Genomic DNA, 18,400 nt, shown 5'->3' with positions numbered 1-18,400 from the left:
GAGAGGAGACGATGACGCCGTTTTAATGAGTGTAAAGATAGCGTAAAGAAATGATCAGGATTCCATAAAGTTTGCGTTAAGGCTGCCGATAGTACCGTAAGGTTAATTTAACAGGAGTTGCGTACATGACTGGGATTTCAACATTAGGCGTGGGTTCAGGGCTGGGTTTAAGCACCATTCTCGACAAACTGACCGCGGCAGAGAAACAATCGCTGGCACCGATTTCCAAACAACAATCCGCCGCAACCGCGAAGTTGTCCGCTTACGGCACGCTTAAAACCGCGATTCAGACCTTCCAGACGGCAAACAATAAATTAAACGATGCCGCGCTTTATACATCGACTACCACAGCATCCAGCTCGAGCGCGTTTAGCGCCGATTCCAACGGCAATGCGCTGGCGGGAAAATACACCATCAGCGTGCAGAAACTGGCGCAATCGCAGACGCTAACCAGCGAGACCAAAACCGATATCAAAGCGGCGATGGGTAGCGATGCGGCGTCCAGAACCTTAAAATTTGTTAACGCCGAAGGTAAAGAGAAGAGCATCACGCTGACCAAAGATCAGACTTCGCTTTCGGCCATGCGTGACACCATCAACAAATCCGACGTTGGCGTTACCGCCAGCCTGATCAAGGTGTCAGCCACTGAATACCGTTTATCACTGACTTCATCTGCGTCCGGCACCGCCAATGCGCTGAAATCGCTGAGCGTGACCGGCGATGATACCTTGCAGGACTTTATCGGCTTTGATGCGTCAGATGCTGCCAGCAGCGGTATGGCGCAAAGCGTCGAGGCGCAGAATGCCAGGTTGACCGTGAATAATGTGGCGATTGAGAGCAGCAGCAATGTGATCGCCGACGCGGTGGAAGGCATCACGCTGAAGCTCAACGATGAAACCAGCGGCAACCAAACGCTGACGGTCAGCAGCGATACAAATAAAGCCAAAACCGCCATTACCGATTGGGTGAATGCCTATAACTCGCTGCAGGATACGATGGCGAGTTTGACCAAATACACGCCGGTGGACGCGGGTAAAGATCCGGATGGGAAGAATGGGGCGCTGCTTGGCGACGGCACGCTGCGTAACATCCAGGTGCAATTGAAGAGTATTCTGGCGAACAGTTCGGGTTCGAACGTCTACAAAACCTTATCGCAGGCGGGCATTACCACCGATCCAACCAGCGGTAAGCTTAATCTGGATGCCGCCAAATTGACCACCAGCCTGCAGGTAAAACCGGAAGCGATTCGTGACATGTTCACCGGTGATGGCAAGAAAACCGGCGTGTCGACGGTGCTGAACACGACGTTCACCGCATTCCTCAGCAGCAAAGGCGTATTGCAGGGCGCAACGGATGGCATCAGTAAAAAACTGAATACGTTGACCGATCAGTACAATACCGCCAGCAAACGTATCGATGACACCATCGCGCGTTATAAAAAGCAGTTTACCAATCTGGATAAGATGGTCAGCGTGTTGAACAACACCAGCAACTATCTCACCGAACAGTTCAGTAATAGCACTAAGACGAATAAGTAAGGGCATAGCGGTCGCCATGCATGGTGACCGCTATTTCTGACCGTAACCTTATTTCTTTTTATTCAACATAGACTTCAAATCGGCAAAAGGATTGTAGGTCGCTTCACCGACATCTTTTTGCGCATCTTCTCCCGCCACAACCGTTGTGCCGTACTGATCAGCTTCGGTGTATTTCGAGTGTTCGTGGTCGTGACAATACAGGCACAACAACTCCCAGTTACTGCCATCTTCCGGGTTATTGGTGTGGTCGTGATCAATATGATGGACAGTTAATTCGCGCAGGTTGGAATAAACAAATTCGCGCGAGCAGCGGCCGCATACCCACGGATAGATTTTTAATGCTTTCTCGCGATAGCCGCTTTCCAGCCGCGTGTAGTTTTTAGGGATCAGAGCCATTGCCGACGTTGCCTGTTAAAGAGGTAAAACGACATGTTATCTGCGAACCCCGAGCCTGCCAATAATGTTTATCATCCCTGACCCTCCCTTCGAAAAAAACCGCCTACACTAGGCTGTAACTACGCGGAGATGAAAAGCCGCCTGCGCTAATTCGCTGGGAATTTGGTGAGAACATGATGCCCGTAAATGATCCTCCGTCAGTAAGCCGGATGCCGCGTATCGCTTTGACCATGATGGTGGCAATGCTGGCCACGCTTCCTGTGTGGACCAACAAAATTTATTATCGGGATGATCTTTACAGAGTACTGGATGGGGCGAGTTCGACGTGGCTAAGTAACGGCAGGCCGGGCACCTGGTTATTACAGTCCCTCATCTCATTTGGTAATACGGTCAGCGATGTTTCTCCGCTTAATTTACTTCTTGGACTGCTGGCGTTAAGTATTGCTAGTGTGTTTTACACAGAAAAATTGAGAATTCCGCTTACGGGTTTCTGGTCATTTGTACCGCCACTTTTTGTCGTCCTTAATCCCTTTCTGACGCAGGGCATGCTCTATACCTATGACAGTCTAACCATACTTTTGTCATTCGCTGGCGCCATGCTGGCAAGCCTGGTCAACCGAGTTAACCTGTTTCAGGCGGTCATTTACACTGCCCTGGTGTTATTGCTCATTCAGACGCTCTATCAGCCAGGACTTAATGTCTATATTGCCTGCGTAGCCTTGCTTCTCGTCTCCCGGCTCAATCACGATCAATTCAGCTGGAAGTGGCTATTCGGGAAACTCATTGCGTTGGGTATTGCTATTCTGGTTTATAAATTCGCGATGAATTATTTATTGCCGGTGAAGATCGATTGGTACAGCATGAAACACAGTCAGCTGTTATCACCGGACGCAGATTCACTGTTAGTGTTCATCGATACGATTAAAGCGTTCAGTCACCTTATTCTCAGCGCCTATCCGCGTGGCATGATGATATTTGTCTTGCTGCCTCTGCTTATGTTGTTTTCCGGCCTTATTTTGATGGCTCGAAACCTTAAACAGCAGCGGAAATTGACGCTAAGTGCGGGGATATTGATGTTCACTGCGGGAGTCGTTGTCATCGCGGCAATTCCCGGACTTTCTTTGGCATTAGCTACACCGTTAATTGCTCCACGCATGCTCGGCGCATGCAGCATTGCTTTCCTGTTCTGTTTCTACGTATCGGTGCAATCTCTACCTGCAATGAGAAACTGGCTAGCGGGCGCCAGCGTAATTTTGCTGTTTTACCATCTGGTGGTGATGTTGATAAGTTTCAATACGGTGGTGAACGATCAACGTTATCAAATGCAGGTGATGAATCAGATTAAAATCACGCTGTCAGCTCCCACTGCACAATCGATCGATTCCCTCGCTTTTATTGGGCAGTTAAATGATGCCCCGGAAGTACAAATCAATATTCGTAATTTCCCCATCATTGATCATATCCGGATGAAAATGCTGGGTGAGTCTGAGCCGTGGATTTGGCTGGCTCTTATCAAACATGCAGGCTTGAGGTTAAAAGCGGTGAAAGCAACGGACGAAATGAGAGTGATGAAACCGCGTCAGTATTTCTCGCAGGGAACGGATTTTGACGCCTTTCAGGATGGGAATACGATGGTGATTGATTTCAGAAAATCGGGTGGGCAGATTACCCAACCCTAATTCAGCTGCTCAGTCCGGTTAGTGTTTGGCAACAATTCCGGACTGAGTTTTAATTAGCGCTACTGTTTGCTGGAGTTATTTATTCAGCAGCTCTTTGCGAACAATTTCTGCACCTGCGCTCAACGCATCTAACTTGCCCCTTGCCACGCCACGAGGCAGCGGAATCATGCCGCAGTTGGTGCACGGATAGAGCTTGTCGGCATCGACAAACTGCAGTGCTTTACGCAGCGTTGCGGCAACTTCTTCTGGGGTTTCAATGGTATTGCTTGCCACGTCAATGGCGCCAACCATCACTTTTTTGCCACGAATCAGTTCCATCAATTCCATCGGCACATGCGAGTTTTGACACTCCAGTGAGATGATATCGATATTCGACTTCTGCAGTTTAGGGAAAATCTCTTCATATTGACGCCACTCGGTGCCCAGCGTCTTTTTCCAGTCGGTATTGGCTTTGATGCCATAGCCATAGCAAATATGCACAGCAGTTTCGCATTTCAGCCCTTCAATGGCTCTTTCTAAGGTCGCGATACCCCAATCATTCACTTCGTCGAAGAAGACATTAAATGCAGGCTCATCAAACTGGATAATATCGACGCCCACCGCCTCTAATTCTTTCGCTTCTTCATTGAGAATTTTAGCGAACTCCCAGGCAAGTTTTTCGCGGCTTTTATAGTGGTTGTCATAAAGCGTATCGATCATGGTCATTGGACCTGGCAGCGCCCACTTAATTGGACGATCAGTTTGTTGACGCAAAAACTTCGCATCTTCTACAAACACAGATTTTTGACGACTCACAGGACCAACGACGGTCGGTACACTTGCATCATAACGATCGCGAATTTTAACGATCTCGCGCTTCTCAAAATCCACGCCATTGAGGTGTTCAATAAAGGTGGTAACAAAGTGCTGGCGCGTTTGCTCGCCATCACTAACGATATCAATTCCTGCCTGCTGTTGATCGTCCAGGCACAAGCGCAGCGCATCGTGTTTGCCGTCGTTTAATTCCTGATCTTGCAATTTCCACGGTGACCAAAGTACCTCAGGCTGAGCAAGCCAGGACGGTTTCGGTAAACTACCAGCAGTGGAAGTCGGTAATAATTTTTTCATAGCAGGTGACCTTATATTTTTATGGGTAATCAAAGAACGGAATTAGCAAACCATTGCTCAAGAACAGTTTGGTAAGGCTTGATGAAGCACTCTTCCGTGAACTTCCCTTGTTCAACAGCCAGATGGCTACGTTCTTCGCGATCATAAACAATTTGGGTTAATGAGTAGTCCAGATGGTTCAGGCTTGGCTGATACAGTTTACCGGCAGCAGAATTCGCATTGTAAATCTCAGGGCGGTAAATCTTCTGGAAAGTTTCCATGGTGCTGATGGTGCTGATCAGCTCAAGGTTGGTGTAATCACTCAGCAAATCGCCATGGAAATAAAAGGCCAATGGCGCAACACTGTTTGCCGGCATGAAATAGCGCGCCCGCAAGCCCATTTTGCCGAAGTATTCATCAGTCAGGGAGAGTTCATCCTGTTGGTATTCAATACCTAACACCGGGTGCTCATTACCGGTGCGGTAATAGGTGTTCTTACTTGACACACTCAAACAAATAACCGGTGCTTTAGTGAAGTTCTTTTTGTAAGCATCAGAGTTAACAAAGTGCTTGAATATATTCCCATGCAGATCGCCAAAGTTATCTGGCGTGCGGAATTCGGGGTGATTCTTGTTGTGTTCAGACAGCAGTACGCTGAAGTCATAATCACGGACATAAGAGGAGAAGTTATTACCCACAATCCCTTCAATGCGCTCGTTGGTTTTTTTATCAACGATATTGGTCTTCAATATTTCAATCACCGGGAAGGTGGTGGCGTTGCCTTCGGCACTAAGATTCAGCTCGGCAGAAATAATTTCCAGCTCAACAGCGTAACGATCGCTTTTAGGGTTGTCCCAATTCGCCAGTGAATTGAAGCGGTTATCAATCATCACAAGCGCGTTGCGCAGATTCTCCTGACGTTTCTCGCCTCTGGCCAAATTCGCAAAGTTGGTGGTGATGCGAGTATTTCCAGAAGGATTATAATTTTCGTCGAAGCGAAGGCTCTTAACAGTAAAAGTAAACGCGTTATTCATTTTAGTTTTGCTTCCCGGTTACAAATATAAAGCCTTGTGAAATGCTCGATTGCAAAATTTTCCAATGTCGCTCTGGAACGCTTGATCAGCAGGCTTCATATTATCTTAAGTTATTAACAATACATCTTTTATGCCTGAGTCACCGGTTGAAAAAAAGTGATTTAATTTCATCGAACATGAAGGAATTTCATGATGACGTGAGCCGTCCGCACTGGGTGATCAACTCTGTTGCATCCACAGAGATGATCACCCAGGTGTAGCATTGGCTTTTTTTCGATAATCGCTGACCCTATTCATTGCCCAGCCTGTTCAAAAAGCTTTCATGTGATTGAGATCGCGTGTATTAAAAACGGATGTACAACCGATAAGATTGAACGCCAAATGGTAAAAAAGACTTCTCCAGAGCAACGTCGGGAACTGGGTGCTTTCCTGGTCAGCCGACGTGCGAGATTGGATCCTCAGGACTTCGGCATGCAAAAGGGTGCACGCCGTACGCCGGGTTTACGCCGTGAGGAAGTCGCCGTGCTGGCCGGTGTCAGCGTCAGTTGGTATACGTGGCTGGAGCAAGGAAGGGAGATCAAACCCTCGGCTGATGCTTTACAGCGTATCGCGAAAGTTCTCCGGCTTGACCGAATTGAGTCATCCCATCTTTTTGCGCTTTCACCGCGCGAAGAACCGACGCCACGCACGATTGAGGATGGGGTGAGTGACGGTCTGGAAAGTTTAGTGCGAGCAATCGATCCCATTCCGGCGTACGTGAGGAATGCCCGGCTGGATATTCTTGCCTGGAATAGTGCTATCGCTGATTTGTTTATCGATTATGGTTCGCTGCAACCACATGAACGTAATACGTTGCGACTCCTGTTTCTTTATCGGCCTTACCGCACGCAAATCCTCGATTGGGAGCAGATGGCGCGAGGAATGATCTCTGTTTTTCGCGCGTCACGCGCGCATGCTCAGGACAAAAGGCCTTTCGACCTTATCATTGACGAACTCGCCCAAAAGAGTCCTGAATTTAAGACGTGGTGGCAGGATACCGAGGTGAAAGGGATGGGCGAGGGAAGCAAGCGACTTTTGCACCCCATTTCGGGACATATTGAATTTACCTATGTCGCGCTTACGCCAGAGGGAAGACCCGATCTCTCACTGGTGACCTACATCCCCCGACATGTTGCGTGTGACTCACAGTCATAGGATAACAAGACGCCTTCCTGAGATGATGGGGTCTGCTTACACTGGATTTACCAGCAGCACACAACGTGCTTCTCTTAATCCACCTGGAGGCCATCACAATGTCATCTCAACCTAATACGCTGAATACACCCTCTCTCAACGTCGCGACTTCGCGAAATCCTGCGACCGACGCGTTAATTGCAACCTATCCCTTCCAGACGGCTGATGAAGTCGAACATATGCTGGCAGACAATAGCGCGGCTTTTCGTTTATGGCGTGCGACGCCGATGACAGAGCGCGTAGAAGCCTATCGCCGTTTATCGGCTATATTGCGTGAGCGTTCAGAAAGTTTGGCGGGAATTATTACCGCGGAAATGGGGAAAACCCTGTCAGCCTCCCGCGCAGAAGTTGAGAAATGTGCGGCCACCATTGATTGGATTGCCGACAATGGTCCTGCCATTCTCGCCGATGCCCCTGTCAGTGTTGAAAACGATGATGCGGTATATGTTTCTTATCTGCCGATTGGCGCCATTTTGGCCGTCATGCCATGGAACTTCCCGTTATGGCAGGTCATTCGAGCCTCAGGGCCGATTATGCTGTCGGGTAACGGCTTTATCCTGAAGCATGCGCCAAATGTGATGGGCTCTGCGTATGCTTTGCAGGATGCCTATGAACATGCAGGTTTTCCTAAAGGCTTATTCACCAATCTCATTGCGGATAACGAAACCGTTGCAAAAGTGATTGAGGATGAGCGCGTTGCCGCGGTGACGCTGACCGGAAGTATGCGGGCGGGTTCCGCCGTTGCGGCCATTGCGGGCAAAGCGCTGAAAAAAAGCTTGCTTGAACTCGGGGGCTCAGATGCTTTTATCGTGCTTGCTGATGCCAATATTGATTTGGCGGTTAAAGCAGGTGTGGAAGCGCGGTTCCAAAATGCGGGTCAGGTGTGCTTAGCCGCGAAACGATTTATTCTGGAAAAACCTATCGCAGAGGAATTCACCCAAAAATTCATTGCTGCCGTTCGTGAGTTGAAAGTCGGCGATCCGCTGGATCTGCAGAACAGAGTAGGCCCAATGGCGCGAAAAGATTTGCGGGATGAGTTGCATAATCAAGTGGAACGAACGCTGGCAGCAGGCGCGACACTCCTTTTGGGCGGTACAAAAATTGCGGGAAGCGGCAATTTTTATGAGCCTACCGTATTAGGCGAAGTCGTCCCAGGAATGGCCGCATTTGATGAGGAGACGTTTGGTCCAGTTGCTGCGATTTCTATTGCGGATGACGTTGAACACGCCATTGAGCTGGCGAATACCAGCGATTACGGCTTAGGCGGTAATCTCTGGACCAGCGATATTTCCCGTGCTCAGCGAATCGCGCGACGCTTAGAAACAGGTGGTGTGTTTATCAACGGATTTTCCGCCACTAACGCCCGTATCCCGGTTGGTGGCGTGAAAAAGAGTGGTTATGGCCGCGAACTTTCACACTTCGGGCTGCGTGAATTCACCAACGCGCAGGCTGTTTGGGCGAAAAAGGTGGATTGAAAGCCTTGTCCACTTGTAAAGATAAGCTGCAGATAAAGAGCGTGATCACCTTAACTCTTTCTGCTTATGCTTAGCGCTGTTATCAGCAGGTGACTCATATAGGCACAATGAAATATTTTACTATTATCTATAGACGACCGGTCTAATTGTTGTTAGTTTACATCCATGGCAACGATGGCTCGACAGACCAAGCCGAGAAGCGCCTTAATGTTTACGAAGTTTATAGACGACCGGTCTAATCAATGCTTTCTACTCTATGACGCAGGAGATGAATAATGAAAATTCTTATGGTTTTAACCTCACACGACACACTGGGTGACACTGGCCGTAAAACCGGCTTTTGGCTGGAAGAGCTGGCCGCCCCTTACTACGCATTTAAAGAGGCCGGCGCTGAGATTACGTTAGCCTCACCGAAGGGCGGTAACCCGCCTTTAGACCCAAAAAGTAATGAACCGGATTTTCAGACAGAGCAGACTCACCGCTTTGAGGCCGACGCTGAAGCTACTGCGCAACTCGCAGCGACGGTTCGTCTCGATACCGTTTCACAAGCTGACTATGACGCCGTCTTTTATCCGGGTGGCCACGGCCCGCTGTGGGATCTTGCCGAAGACAAAAACTCCATTGCACTTATCGAAGCATTCCTCGCGGCCAACAAGCATGTCGCTCTCGTTTGTCATGCGCCTGGCGTGCTGCGGCATGTGAAAACACCCGCAGGAAAACCTCTGGTTGAAGGCCGTAAGGTCACCGGTTTTACCAATAGCGAAGAGGAAGCGGTAGGTCTGACGCAGATAGTGCCTTTCCTGGTGGAAGATGAACTGATTGCCAAAGGCGGAATTTATTCCAAGGGTGCGGACTGGAGTTCGTATGTGGTCAGCGATGGTCTGCTGATTACCGGACAAAACCCAACGTCCTCAGCAGCGACGGCGGCAGAGCTGATTACCCAACTCAATGCATAATTAGTAATTTAATCAAAAATTTAAGGAAATTAATCATGTTTAAAAAATCAATTACTGCTGCGGCATTAAGCCTGGTGATGTCAGTCTATGCACAATCATCACTGGCTGAGCCAGTAAAAAACATTGTTCTGGTACACGGGGCGTTTGTTGATGGCTCAGGTTGGAACCCAGTGGCGCGTATTCTGGATAAAGCGGGCTATAAAGTGTCGATTGTTCAGGAGCCGCAAACATCGCTGGCGGATGATGCCGCAGCCACGCGACGTGTGCTGGCGTTACAACAGGGCAAATCCCTGCTGGTCGGTCATAGTTACGGCGGCATGATTATCAGTGATGCAGGAAATGATCCTTCAGTTGCGGGCCTGGTTTACATCGCAGCGTTTCAACCAGAGGAAGGTGACTCTTTACTAAGCCTGGCGAAAAAATATCCGTCTGCCGCCAAGTCGATTACGGAAACACCTGATCACTTCCTTTATATCAAGCCGGAAAATTTCCACGCTGACTTTGCGGCAGATCTGCCGGTGAAAGAGACAGACTTGCTGGCGCGTTCACAGGTGATGCCTGCAGTCGCAGCGTTCGCTGCGCCCGCTGGCGCGCCTGCATGGAAAACGAAGCCAAGCTGGGCGGTTGTGGCCACTCAGGATCGTGCTATCAATCCAGAACTGGAGCGCTTTATGGCCAAACGCGCGCGCAGCACCGTGACTGAACTGAAAGGCAACCATGCCATTTACGCATCACAACCGGAAAAAATTGCGGCTGTCATTGAACAGGCAGCAAAAAGCTTATCTCAGTAAGCGTTTCTACGTCGGGCACTTTTTAACTTACCCAGTCGTTAGACGACTGGTCTAATTTAAGTGCTCTCGACAGCAAGGACGGCACAGCTGATTTATCCGCTAAGCATGCCGTTGATGGAGTGAAGGTGGCAGGACGCTCGTCTGCCACCGCTCATCGTGATCACCTATGGAAAATCCTTATGAATAATAAAGCCTTGTTCGATTCAGCCACGCTCGGGCCGTACACCCTGAAAAATCGCATCGTATTTCCCCCACTTACACGCCAAAGAAGTGCACAGCCAGGTAATGTAGCCACCGATCTGATGGCCGAATACTACCGTCAACGCGCGGGTGCAGGTTTCATGGTCACTGAAGGCACGCAGATTGAACCCCGTGGGCAAGGTTATGCCTGGACACCGGGAATTTATACCGAGCAACACGTTGAGGGTTGGAAAAAAGTCACCCGCGCGGTTCATGCCGATGGAGGGATTATTTTTGCTCAACTCTGGCATGTGGGGCGCGTCTCTCATTCTGCACTTCAACCCGGTGAACATGCCCCGGTTGCGCCTTCAGCGCTCCAGGCTGAACAAGCAAAGGCGTTTATTGAGACTGCGCCAGGTAAAGGCACGCTGGTGACACCTTCAATCCCGCGTGAACTGACGCGTGATGAGATTAAAAAACTCGTGAATATGTATGCTCAGGCGGCAAAAAATGCCATCCGTGCAGGGTTTGATGGCGTTGAGATACATGCGGCGAATGGTTATCTGGTCAATCAGTTCATTTCGGAGCATGCAAACCAGCGTAAAGATGAATACGGCGGTTCTATTGAAAATCGACTGCGCTTTCTGAATGAAATTGTTCAGGCTATCAGTAAGGCGGTCGGGGCAGATCGTCTGGGTGTTCGCTTTACGCCTTTATTCACCAGCACCGATGAGGATCGCGTCTATATCGGTCTGGTGGAGAAAGATCCGCATAAAACCTATATCGAAGCGGTAAAAATCCTGGAAAAGGCGGGTGTCGCCTATGTCTCTATAGCGGAGGCCGACTGGGAAAATGCCCCCGACTTACCGGAAACCTTCCGTCGTGAGATCCGCGCGGTATTTAGTGGTCGCATCATCTACGCCGGTCGCTACACAGCAGAGCGCGGTGCCCGAATGATTGAGGAAAAGCTGGCGGATCTCATCGCGTTTGGTCGTCCATTTATCGCCAATCCTGATCTGCCCGAACGCATCGCCAATGGCTGGGCATTTAACCAACTTAACGCCGCCACCCTGTATGGCGGAGGCGAAGAAGGTTTTACGGATTATCCGGTGCACCACGCGCAGCGTTAATTATCTAAGAGGACATACCATGAATAACGGAATTGAAAATAAAGTTGTATTGATCACCGGCGGTAATACCGGAATAGGGGCTGAAGTTGCCCGACTGCTCGCCAGTCGTGGTGCCAAAGTGGCGATTGCAGCCCGCAGACAAGCGAAAACAGACGACGTTTTGCAGGACATCATCCGCAGCGGCGGCAATGCCCGAGGGTACACGCTTGATGTGACTGATAAGCAGCAGGTTGAATCAGTAGTTTCATCCGTAATTAGCGATTTCGGCAGGCTTGACGTGCTGATAAACAATGCCGGTTTGATGCCAATCCGCCCCATGTCAGAGGTCAATACTGACGAATGGGATGCGATGATTGATGTTAATTTGAAAGGAACGCTTTATGGTATTGCTGCCGCGTTGCCACGTTTTCTGGCACAGGAAAGCGGTCATATTATTAACCTCAGTTCGGTGGCGGGCATAAAAGTTTTTGCGCCTGGCGGTACGGTCTATTCGGGCACCAAATTCGCCGTGAGAGCCATTTCTGAAGGGTTACGGCAAGAAGTGGGGGATAAAGTCCGCGTGACCTCAATTGAACCTGGCGCCGTCGAGAGCGATCTTAAATACTCGACATCAGGTACGGCAGCAGAAAATGTTCTGGAATTTTATAAACAGGCTATACCTGCCGCCTCTGTTGCGCGGGCTATCGCTTTTGCTATTGAACAACCCGCGGATGTTGATATCAATGAGATAGTTCTCCGCCCGACACGTCAGGAGTTCTGATCTCCGCGGGTGCCAAATTTCATCAGGCCCGCTTCTTGTAGGGGGACCGGGCCTGATTTTCCACAATGAAATAAGGCTTCTCAACCTGGTAAAGTCGGCAAAAATCCAGCTATAATTCCTCCAAATTTTTCAACTGACTTAGAAACAAAATGACAAAGCTCACCTTACAAGAACAGATGCTGAAAGCGGGATTGGTCAGCAGCAAAAAAATGGACAAGGTCCAGAGAACGGCTAAAAAATCACGCGTTCAGGCTCGTGAAGCAAGAGAGGCGGTAGAAGAGAACAAAAAAGCCCAGCTTGAGCGCGATAAACAACTGAGTGAACAGCAAAAGCAAGCGACCTTATCTAAAGAGCACAAAGCCCAGGTTAAGCAGCTTATCGAAATGAACAAAATTGATATTTCGAAAGGCAATATTGGTTTTAATTTCACCGACAATAATTTAATCAAAAAAATGATGGTGGATAAGATCACTCAGGCTCAGCTGATTAGCGGTCGTCTCGCTATTGCGCGATTAGCCGTGGATAGCAATGGGGAGAGCCAGTACGCGATTATTCCCGCTAGCGTGGCGGATAAAATTGCGCAGCGCGATGCGAACAGTATTGTGCTGAATAGCGCACTGAGTCAGGAAGAGCAGGACGAAGAAGATCCGTACGCTGATTTTAAAGTGCCTGATGATTTGATGTGGTAATACATGATTTAAACGCCGGACGCCCGTTCGGCGGCAATACGACGTCTTCAGAACGGGCTGGCATGGCGGGCAGCAATGCATTCTCCGCTAATGGGATGCACAAAATGCAACTCACTGGCATGTAACATCAGACGAGACGTCTGTTCGGTACCTGCTAACACAAGTCCACCATACAGATCGCAACCTAAAATAGGATGACCCAACAGCTGACAATGTATGCGCAGCTGGTGAGTGCGTCCGGTTTCTGGCGTAAGTTGCACTCGCGTTAATGGCAGTATTGTTCCGTCTGCCAGCAATTGATCAATACGTTCAATTACCCGATAGCGTGAGCGCGCTGGCTTGCCATTGATGGGGCAGATTGACATGCGTGGGAAGCGTGCCGGATCTTTGGCAATCGCTGCATCAATCACACCTTCATCGTCTTCCAAATGCCCACACAGTAGCGCGCTGTAAATCTTGGTCACGCTACGCTGGCTGAACTGTTGGCAAAGTGCAGCATTAATAGCCTTATTACGGGCAATCACCATCAATCCTGATGTCCCGAAATCCAGGCGATGCACCAGCGTGCAGCCGGGGAACTGCTTAAGCAGCCGATGATGCACAGAATCGAAATTTAACGGATTTTTCCCCGACAGGCTGAGCAGCCCAGCGGGTTTATTGATCACCGCCAGATGATCATCGTGAGAGAGAATCTCTATCTCTTCAGCGCATGGCGGGGCAATAAAGGTATCGATAATCGTCGTCATCAGGCTGCCCGGCTGGAGTATGGGCGCGGATAATAGCGAAATTTTCACTCACTGGCGAATCTGACCAATTATCCATTCGCCGAGCCGAAATTTATCGTCCAGACTTAAACCAAAGACGTGGTCTGCGCAGGCAATGTGCTTTACACTGCGCGCTGAAAAAACTGAGTAGATAACGATTAGGTAGGCGGCAATGGCGATGAACGGAACGATCACGACCTGGTTTCAGGACAAAGGTTTTGGATTTATCAAAGATGAAAATGGCGATAACCGCTATTTTCATGTGATTAAGGTCGCTAACCCAGAGTTAATTAAAAAAGATGCAGCGGTCACTTTTGAACCCACCACCAATAACAAGGGTTTATCAGCTTATGCTGTAAAAGTGTCACCCGAAAGCAAATACATCTATATCGCAGGCGAGCGCCTCAAACTTACGGCGATCAAAAACTTCGTGGTCTACAGCGAAGAAGTGCCTGTCGAGACCCGCATCGATAAGGAAAATCCGGTGCTGTCTGTGGGTTTATTGATGAACAGTATTAAGCCGAAAAAAGATGTTAAACCTGATGAAATGCGCTCGTTAAAAAAACTGGCGATCACCACTTTTCAGGGTACAACCTTAATCTTTTCGGCAGATGAGATAGACGTGGAAGCTACGGTGAAAATGCTCAAAATGTGAAATTTTCAAAGCCTGGATAATGCAGGTGCGCGTTTTACGCACCTGCGAATCACTGCTTAAAAACTTTGCCAATCCGCGTCATTGACTACCGCAACGCGCGATGGCTTGACCAGCGATGGCGAACGCACCACCGCCTGCGATTGACGAATTTCTACCGCTGCAGCAACACGAAATTTGCCCACCAAATGATCAAGATTCCCGGCTTGTTCCTGCAGTGACTGGGAAGCGGCTGACGCTTCTTCCACCAGCGCGGCGTTCTGCTGCGTGACATCGTCCATTTGATTTACCGCTTGCTGAACCTGCAGAATGCCCTGGCTCTGTTCAACGGCGGCAGCGGCGATTTCGCTCACTAGCTGACTAACTTGATGAATGGCATCGTTCATGACGTTCATGTTACGACCAACATCGCTGGCCTGAGCCGCACCCGCTTCCGTTAGACGATGTGACTCTTCAATCAGCATCTTAATTTCGCGCGCGGCGGTGGTTGAACGCTGCGATAAATTACGCACTTCACCCGCCACCACCGCAAAACCTTTACCATGTTCGCCCGCGCGCGCGGCTTCTACCGCGGCGTTAAGGGCCAGAATATTGGTCTGAAAAGCGATGCCTTCAATAATAGAGACAATCTCCGTTACTTTGCGTGAGCTGCCACGAATGCTGTCCATGGTTGAAAGCATGGTGGTAAGTGAAGAGCCACTCTTCTCTGACAATGTACTGGCATTAGCGGCAAGTTGGCTGGCTTGATGCGTATTCTCGGCGGTTTGACGCACGGTTTCACTTAATTCGGTCATACTGGCGGCCGTTTCTTCCAGCGATGCCGCCTGCTGCTCGGTGCGAGAAGAGAGATCTTCGTTACCCGCTGAAATTTGCACTGATGCGCTGCTCACTGATTGCGAAGCCTGGCGCACCGAAGATAACGCTTCGGCAACGCGCACCATCAAGATATTGAACGAATGCGCCATGTTGCCGACTTCATCGCGGCGACTTTCATCCGCCTTCAATGTCAGATCAAGGTTTTCGCTGGCATCCATCATCACTTTGCCTGCCGCAGACAAACTACGACGAATACGGAGGACGGTGAACAGCGACAGCACACCAAAAATCACTACCGTCGCAATCACGCCCACGATGGTTGTCCACAGAACGCTGTGGAAGGTGCTGCGGTTAGTGACGCGCAGCTCTTCGCCAATAGCAATATTGAGCGCCAGTTGTTTCTGATAATCAGCAATCAGCTGACGTATTGCAGCACCGATGCCGTTGGGACCGTCAATTAAATCCATGCTGAGATCGTTTTGATGCGCTTGCGAAGCGGCTAAGAAGGCCGGAAGCGTCGCGTTAACGTGCTGAATATTGGCATAAGCAACGTCTGTTAAGCGCTTATCCTCATCGCTTGAAATATCGTGCGCCATGTAGTAATCCGTCTGCGACTTCAACTCCGCTAATTTTTTTTGGATTTCACTCTCAACGGCGGGCATTTTACTGTTGTCAGTCTGGCTTTTGTGCTTATACAGTGTCAAAGCCAGTCCATTACTTTCATCGATCATTTTGCCGAGATCTTTGATCGAGGGAATCGCATTGGCCTGCACATATTCAAAGCGATCCTGAAACCCGGAAAGCAAATAAATAGCCAGCACGGCTTGCAGGATGATGGCACCAAACAGAATAGAAAAAGTAGCGAACAGACGTTGCGAGATAGTCATCTTATTATCCTTGATCTAAAAAACGCCCCACAGAAAAACGCATGCAGCAGGGCAGATGAATAAACATCGGCAGATGAGGGTTTTTAGTTAATTTATTTTTATCAGCGGTTACACATCACGTTGCGGAGACATTGCGTATGCGGAGGGAATTTCAACAGAGCGCGATAAATCGCGCCGCTACGGATACCCATACTCACTCTGTAGCGGCGCAATTTAGGGCGTATCACAAGAAGGAATAATTACGGTCTACGGAACAGTGCCATGCTGCGGCCTTCCAGTTCGAAATCCTTCTCTTTGGTAATCACTAATCCCTTTTCAACGCCGTCAGACGTGGAGAGCTCCAGCACCCAACCGCCTTCTCCAAACTGCGGGATGCGGAACGGCACGTTGCCTTCGTACGGGTTAAACAGCATCAGCACGTCATGCCAGATGCCTTCTTCCGGTTGCAGATCCGGGCGGCCGAGATAAACCCCAAGCGTGGTGCCATCATCCCATTGATCGTCCTGCTGGAAGCCGCCACCCGCGTTGAACCATTTGATATCCATCCCATCGCGCCAGCTTTCGCGGCGCAATAACGGTTGCGCGGCTCTCAACGCCAATACCTGGCGCGTAAAGTCACGCAGCGCATCGGCGGAGGGCGGCAGGTTTTCCCAATGCAGCCAGGAAATCTCGCTGTCCTGACAGTAGCCGTTATTGTTACCGAGTTGGCTACGCCCAAACTCATCGCCCGCCAGTAACATCGGCGTGCCGTGCGAGAACAGCAGCGTGGCGAGGAAGTTGCGTTTCTGCCGCTCACGCACGGCGTTGATGCCTTCATCGTCCGTCGGGCCTTCGGCGCCGTAATTGTACGAACGGTTATCGTTGTGGCCGTCGTTGTTGTCTTCGCCGTTGGCTTCGTTGTGTTTCTCGTTATACGAAACCAAATCGTTCAACGTGAAGCCATCATGCGCGGTAAGGAAGTTGATGCTGGACCACGGACGACGACCGCGCTGATCGTAGAGATCGCCGGAACCCAGCAAGCGGGCGGCAAAATCATTGGTGACCATGTCACCTTTCCAGTATTCGCGCACCGTATCACGATACTTGTCGTTCCACTCCGCCCAGCCCGGCGGGAAGCCACCGACCTGATAGCCACCCGGTCCGATATCCCAGGGTTCACCAATCAGCTTCAGTTTGGACAGCACTGGATCCTGCATGATGGCATCGAAGAAGCCACTACGTTCGTCAAAGCCTTCTGGCTCGCGGCCCAGCACGGTGCCGAGATCGAAACGGAAGCCATCAACGTGCATTGACTCGGCCCAATAGCGCAGCGAGTCCAGAATCATCTGCAGTACGCGCGGATGTGAGGTGTTAACGGTGTTGCCGGTGCCGGTATCGTTGATGTAGTAACGATGCTGATCCGGCAGCGTGCGGTAGTAGGAGTAGTTATCGATGCCCTTAAACGACAAGGTTGGACCGAGTTCATTGCCTTCGGCGGTGTGGTTGTAGACCACATCCAGAATCACTTCGAGGCCGGCATCGTGGAAGGCGCGCACCATATCGCGGAAGCCCTGAATGCCGCGCGGGCCAAAGTAGCGCGTTGCCGGTGCGAAGAAGGCCAGCGTGTTATAGCCCCAGAAGTTTTTCAAACCACGATCGAGCAGATGCTGATCGTCCGGGAAGCCATGCACTGGCAGCAGTTCAACCGTCGTCACACCCAGACTTTTAATGTAATCGATTGAAGCCTGATTGCTTAAACCGTCGTAAGTGCCACGCATTTCAGCCGGCACCGCCGGATTAAGCTGGCTGAAACCTTTGACGTGGGCTTCATAAATCACGGTTTTCGACCACGGAATATTTGGACGATTGGCATCTTGCCAGTCAAATTCGTTGGGATCGATCACCCGACATTTCGGGGTAAACGGTGCGCTATCGCGGGTATCGAAACTTAAATCTTTATCTTCATGCAGGAGATCGTACGCAAAGTGCGACTCATCCCAATGGAGTTCGCCCGCGAGCTCGCGCGCGTACGGATCCAGCAACAGCTTATTAGGGTTAAAGCGATGTCCATTTTCCGGCTCGTAAGGGCCATGCACGCGATAACCATAGAGTGCGCCGGGCTGCAAACCGGGAATATAACCGTGCCACACTTCGTGGGTATACTCTGGCAGATCGAAGCGGGCAATTTCATTTTCGCCGCTCTCATCATACAAACACAACTCCACACGCTCAGCGCAGGCGGAAAACAGCGCAAAATTCACGCCTTCGCCATCAAAGTTAGCGCCAAGTACTTGTCCCGAACCTGCTGTAATTTCTGAAGGCTTACTTGTCATCAATTATTCTCCATACAGATTA

16 protein-coding genes are annotated in these 18,400 nt (G+C 49.9%); 10 read left to right on the top strand and 6 right to left on the bottom strand.

The genetic code is table 11. From position 1 onward, the window contains the following. The first annotated feature begins 125 nt into the window (after positions 1-125). On the top strand, positions 126-1,538 hold the full coding sequence (gene fliD / locus ACRQ84_RS21470) for a flagellar filament capping protein FliD (RefSeq protein ID WP_483818035.1): 1,413 nt from the start codon (positions 126-128) through the stop codon (positions 1,536-1,538). A gap of 48 nt (positions 1,539-1,586) precedes the next feature. Here fliD and yajD read toward each other — a convergent pair whose 3' ends face one another. After that, entirely contained in the window at positions 1,587-1,934 is a 348-nt protein-coding gene (yajD, locus tag ACRQ84_RS21465; RefSeq protein ID WP_034460453.1) for an HNH nuclease YajD, read from the bottom strand. 173 nt (positions 1,935-2,107) lie between these two features. On the opposite strand from yajD, the gene ACRQ84_RS21460 reads away from it, so the two are divergent. Further along, positions 2,108-3,613 (top strand): glucosyltransferase domain-containing protein, encoded by a 1,506-nt coding sequence (locus tag ACRQ84_RS21460; RefSeq protein WP_483818034.1) that lies wholly within the window; start codon positions 2,108-2,110, stop codon positions 3,611-3,613. Positions 3,614-3,688: 75 nt separating this feature from the next. Here the strand turns inward: ACRQ84_RS21460 and ACRQ84_RS21455 are convergent, their stop codons facing one another. Then, the gene (locus tag ACRQ84_RS21455) at positions 3,689-4,720 is read right to left on the bottom strand and encodes a methionine synthase (RefSeq protein ID WP_483818033.1); all 1,032 of its coding nucleotides are present in this window, start codon (positions 4,718-4,720) and stop codon (positions 3,689-3,691) included. A 29-nt stretch (positions 4,721-4,749) separates the two neighbouring features. After that, positions 4,750-5,733, bottom strand: coding sequence for a DUF1852 domain-containing protein (locus ACRQ84_RS21450; protein ID WP_483818032.1), 984 nt, complete (start codon positions 5,731-5,733; stop codon positions 4,750-4,752). 381 nt (positions 5,734-6,114) lie between these two features. Between ACRQ84_RS21450 and ACRQ84_RS21445 the strand changes: the two genes are divergently transcribed. The 7 genes from ACRQ84_RS21445 (at position 6,115) to ACRQ84_RS21415 (ending at position 12,947) form a co-directional block, all read left to right on the top strand. Further along, on the top strand, positions 6,115-6,927 hold the full coding sequence (locus tag ACRQ84_RS21445) for a helix-turn-helix transcriptional regulator (protein ID WP_483818521.1): 813 nt from the start codon (positions 6,115-6,117) through the stop codon (positions 6,925-6,927). 119 nt (positions 6,928-7,046) lie between these two features. Beyond that, the gene (locus ACRQ84_RS21440) at positions 7,047-8,441 is read left to right on the top strand and encodes an NAD-dependent succinate-semialdehyde dehydrogenase (RefSeq protein WP_483818520.1); all 1,395 of its coding nucleotides are present in this window, start codon (positions 7,047-7,049) and stop codon (positions 8,439-8,441) included. A gap of 275 nt (positions 8,442-8,716) precedes the next feature. After that, positions 8,717-9,397, top strand: coding sequence for a type 1 glutamine amidotransferase domain-containing protein (locus ACRQ84_RS21435; protein ID WP_483818031.1), 681 nt, complete (start codon positions 8,717-8,719; stop codon positions 9,395-9,397). A gap of 35 nt (positions 9,398-9,432) precedes the next feature. After that, complete coding sequence (locus tag ACRQ84_RS21430; protein ID WP_483818030.1) at positions 9,433-10,188, top strand: alpha/beta fold hydrolase; 756 nt, start codon at positions 9,433-9,435, stop codon at positions 10,186-10,188. Positions 10,189-10,367: 179 nt separating this feature from the next. Then, positions 10,368-11,498 carry an alkene reductase gene (locus tag ACRQ84_RS21425; RefSeq protein WP_483818029.1) on the top strand — a complete coding sequence of 377 codons (1,131 nt, stop codon included), beginning with the start codon at positions 10,368-10,370 and terminating at the stop codon, positions 11,496-11,498. 19 nt (positions 11,499-11,517) lie between these two features. Further along, positions 11,518-12,258 (top strand): SDR family oxidoreductase, encoded by a 741-nt coding sequence (locus ACRQ84_RS21420; RefSeq protein WP_483818028.1) that lies wholly within the window; start codon positions 11,518-11,520, stop codon positions 12,256-12,258. A gap of 149 nt (positions 12,259-12,407) precedes the next feature. Beyond that, positions 12,408-12,947 (top strand): DUF2058 domain-containing protein, encoded by a 540-nt coding sequence (locus ACRQ84_RS21415; protein WP_483818027.1) that lies wholly within the window; start codon positions 12,408-12,410, stop codon positions 12,945-12,947. 47 nt (positions 12,948-12,994) lie between these two features. On the opposite strand, the gene ACRQ84_RS21410 is transcribed toward ACRQ84_RS21415, so the two are convergent. Next, positions 12,995-13,693, bottom strand: coding sequence for an RluA family pseudouridine synthase (locus tag ACRQ84_RS21410; protein WP_483818026.1), 699 nt, complete (start codon positions 13,691-13,693; stop codon positions 12,995-12,997). A 190-nt stretch (positions 13,694-13,883) separates the two neighbouring features. On the opposite strand from ACRQ84_RS21410, the gene ACRQ84_RS21405 reads away from it, so the two are divergent. Beyond that, the gene (locus ACRQ84_RS21405) at positions 13,884-14,366 is read left to right on the top strand and encodes a cold-shock protein (RefSeq protein ID WP_064740204.1); all 483 of its coding nucleotides are present in this window, start codon (positions 13,884-13,886) and stop codon (positions 14,364-14,366) included. Between the two features lie 56 nt (positions 14,367-14,422). On the opposite strand, the gene ACRQ84_RS21400 is transcribed toward ACRQ84_RS21405, so the two are convergent. Together ACRQ84_RS21400 and glgX are read right to left on the bottom strand one after the other, a co-directional pair. After that, entirely contained in the window at positions 14,423-16,066 is a 1,644-nt protein-coding gene (locus tag ACRQ84_RS21400; RefSeq protein WP_483818025.1) for a methyl-accepting chemotaxis protein, read from the bottom strand. Between the two features lie 239 nt (positions 16,067-16,305). Then, positions 16,306-18,378 carry a glycogen debranching protein GlgX gene (gene glgX / locus ACRQ84_RS21395; RefSeq protein WP_064740202.1) on the bottom strand — a complete coding sequence of 691 codons (2,073 nt, stop codon included), beginning with the start codon at positions 18,376-18,378 and terminating at the stop codon, positions 16,306-16,308. Between the last annotated feature and the right edge of the window lie 22 nt (positions 18,379-18,400).

Source organism: Pantoea sp. E2023-21 (assembly GCF_051302795.1).
Taxonomy (GTDB): domain Bacteria; phylum Pseudomonadota; class Gammaproteobacteria; order Enterobacterales; family Enterobacteriaceae; genus Pantoea; species Pantoea ludwigii_A.
Note: the sequence above shows the minus strand (reverse complement) of the source record. Positions and strands in the feature narration are given on the sequence as shown.

Excerpts from the sequence above, each read along its gene's own strand:
- ACRQ84_RS21445 (WP_483818521.1), top strand. The coding sequence starts at position 6,115 with ATGGTAAAAAAGACTTCTCCAGAGCAACGTCGGGAACTGGGTGCTTTC.
- ACRQ84_RS21430 (WP_483818030.1), top strand. The coding sequence starts at position 9,433 with ATGTTTAAAAAATCAATTACTGCTGCGGCATTAAGCCTGGTGATGTCA.
- fliD (WP_483818035.1), top strand. The coding sequence starts at position 126 with ATGACTGGGATTTCAACATTAGGCGTGGGTTCAGGGCTGGGTTTAAGC.
- ACRQ84_RS21415 (WP_483818027.1), top strand. The coding sequence starts at position 12,408 with ATGACAAAGCTCACCTTACAAGAACAGATGCTGAAAGCGGGATTGGTC.
- ACRQ84_RS21460 (WP_483818034.1), top strand. The coding sequence starts at position 2,108 with ATGATGCCCGTAAATGATCCTCCGTCAGTAAGCCGGATGCCGCGTATC.
- ACRQ84_RS21405 (WP_064740204.1), top strand. The coding sequence starts at position 13,884 with ATGGCGATGAACGGAACGATCACGACCTGGTTTCAGGACAAAGGTTTT.
- ACRQ84_RS21410 (WP_483818026.1), bottom strand. The coding sequence starts at position 13,693 with ATGACGACGATTATCGATACCTTTATTGCCCCGCCATGCGCTGAAGAG.
- ACRQ84_RS21400 (WP_483818025.1), bottom strand. The coding sequence starts at position 16,066 with ATGACTATCTCGCAACGTCTGTTCGCTACTTTTTCTATTCTGTTTGGT.
- yajD (WP_034460453.1), bottom strand. The coding sequence starts at position 1,934 with ATGGCTCTGATCCCTAAAAACTACACGCGGCTGGAAAGCGGCTATCGC.
- ACRQ84_RS21435 (WP_483818031.1), top strand. The coding sequence starts at position 8,717 with ATGAAAATTCTTATGGTTTTAACCTCACACGACACACTGGGTGACACT.
- ACRQ84_RS21420 (WP_483818028.1), top strand. The coding sequence starts at position 11,518 with ATGAATAACGGAATTGAAAATAAAGTTGTATTGATCACCGGCGGTAAT.
- ACRQ84_RS21450 (WP_483818032.1), bottom strand. The coding sequence starts at position 5,733 with ATGAATAACGCGTTTACTTTTACTGTTAAGAGCCTTCGCTTCGACGAA.
- ACRQ84_RS21455 (WP_483818033.1), bottom strand. The coding sequence starts at position 4,720 with ATGAAAAAATTATTACCGACTTCCACTGCTGGTAGTTTACCGAAACCG.
- ACRQ84_RS21425 (WP_483818029.1), top strand. The coding sequence starts at position 10,368 with ATGAATAATAAAGCCTTGTTCGATTCAGCCACGCTCGGGCCGTACACC.
- glgX (WP_064740202.1), bottom strand. The coding sequence starts at position 18,378 with ATGACAAGTAAGCCTTCAGAAATTACAGCAGGTTCGGGACAAGTACTT.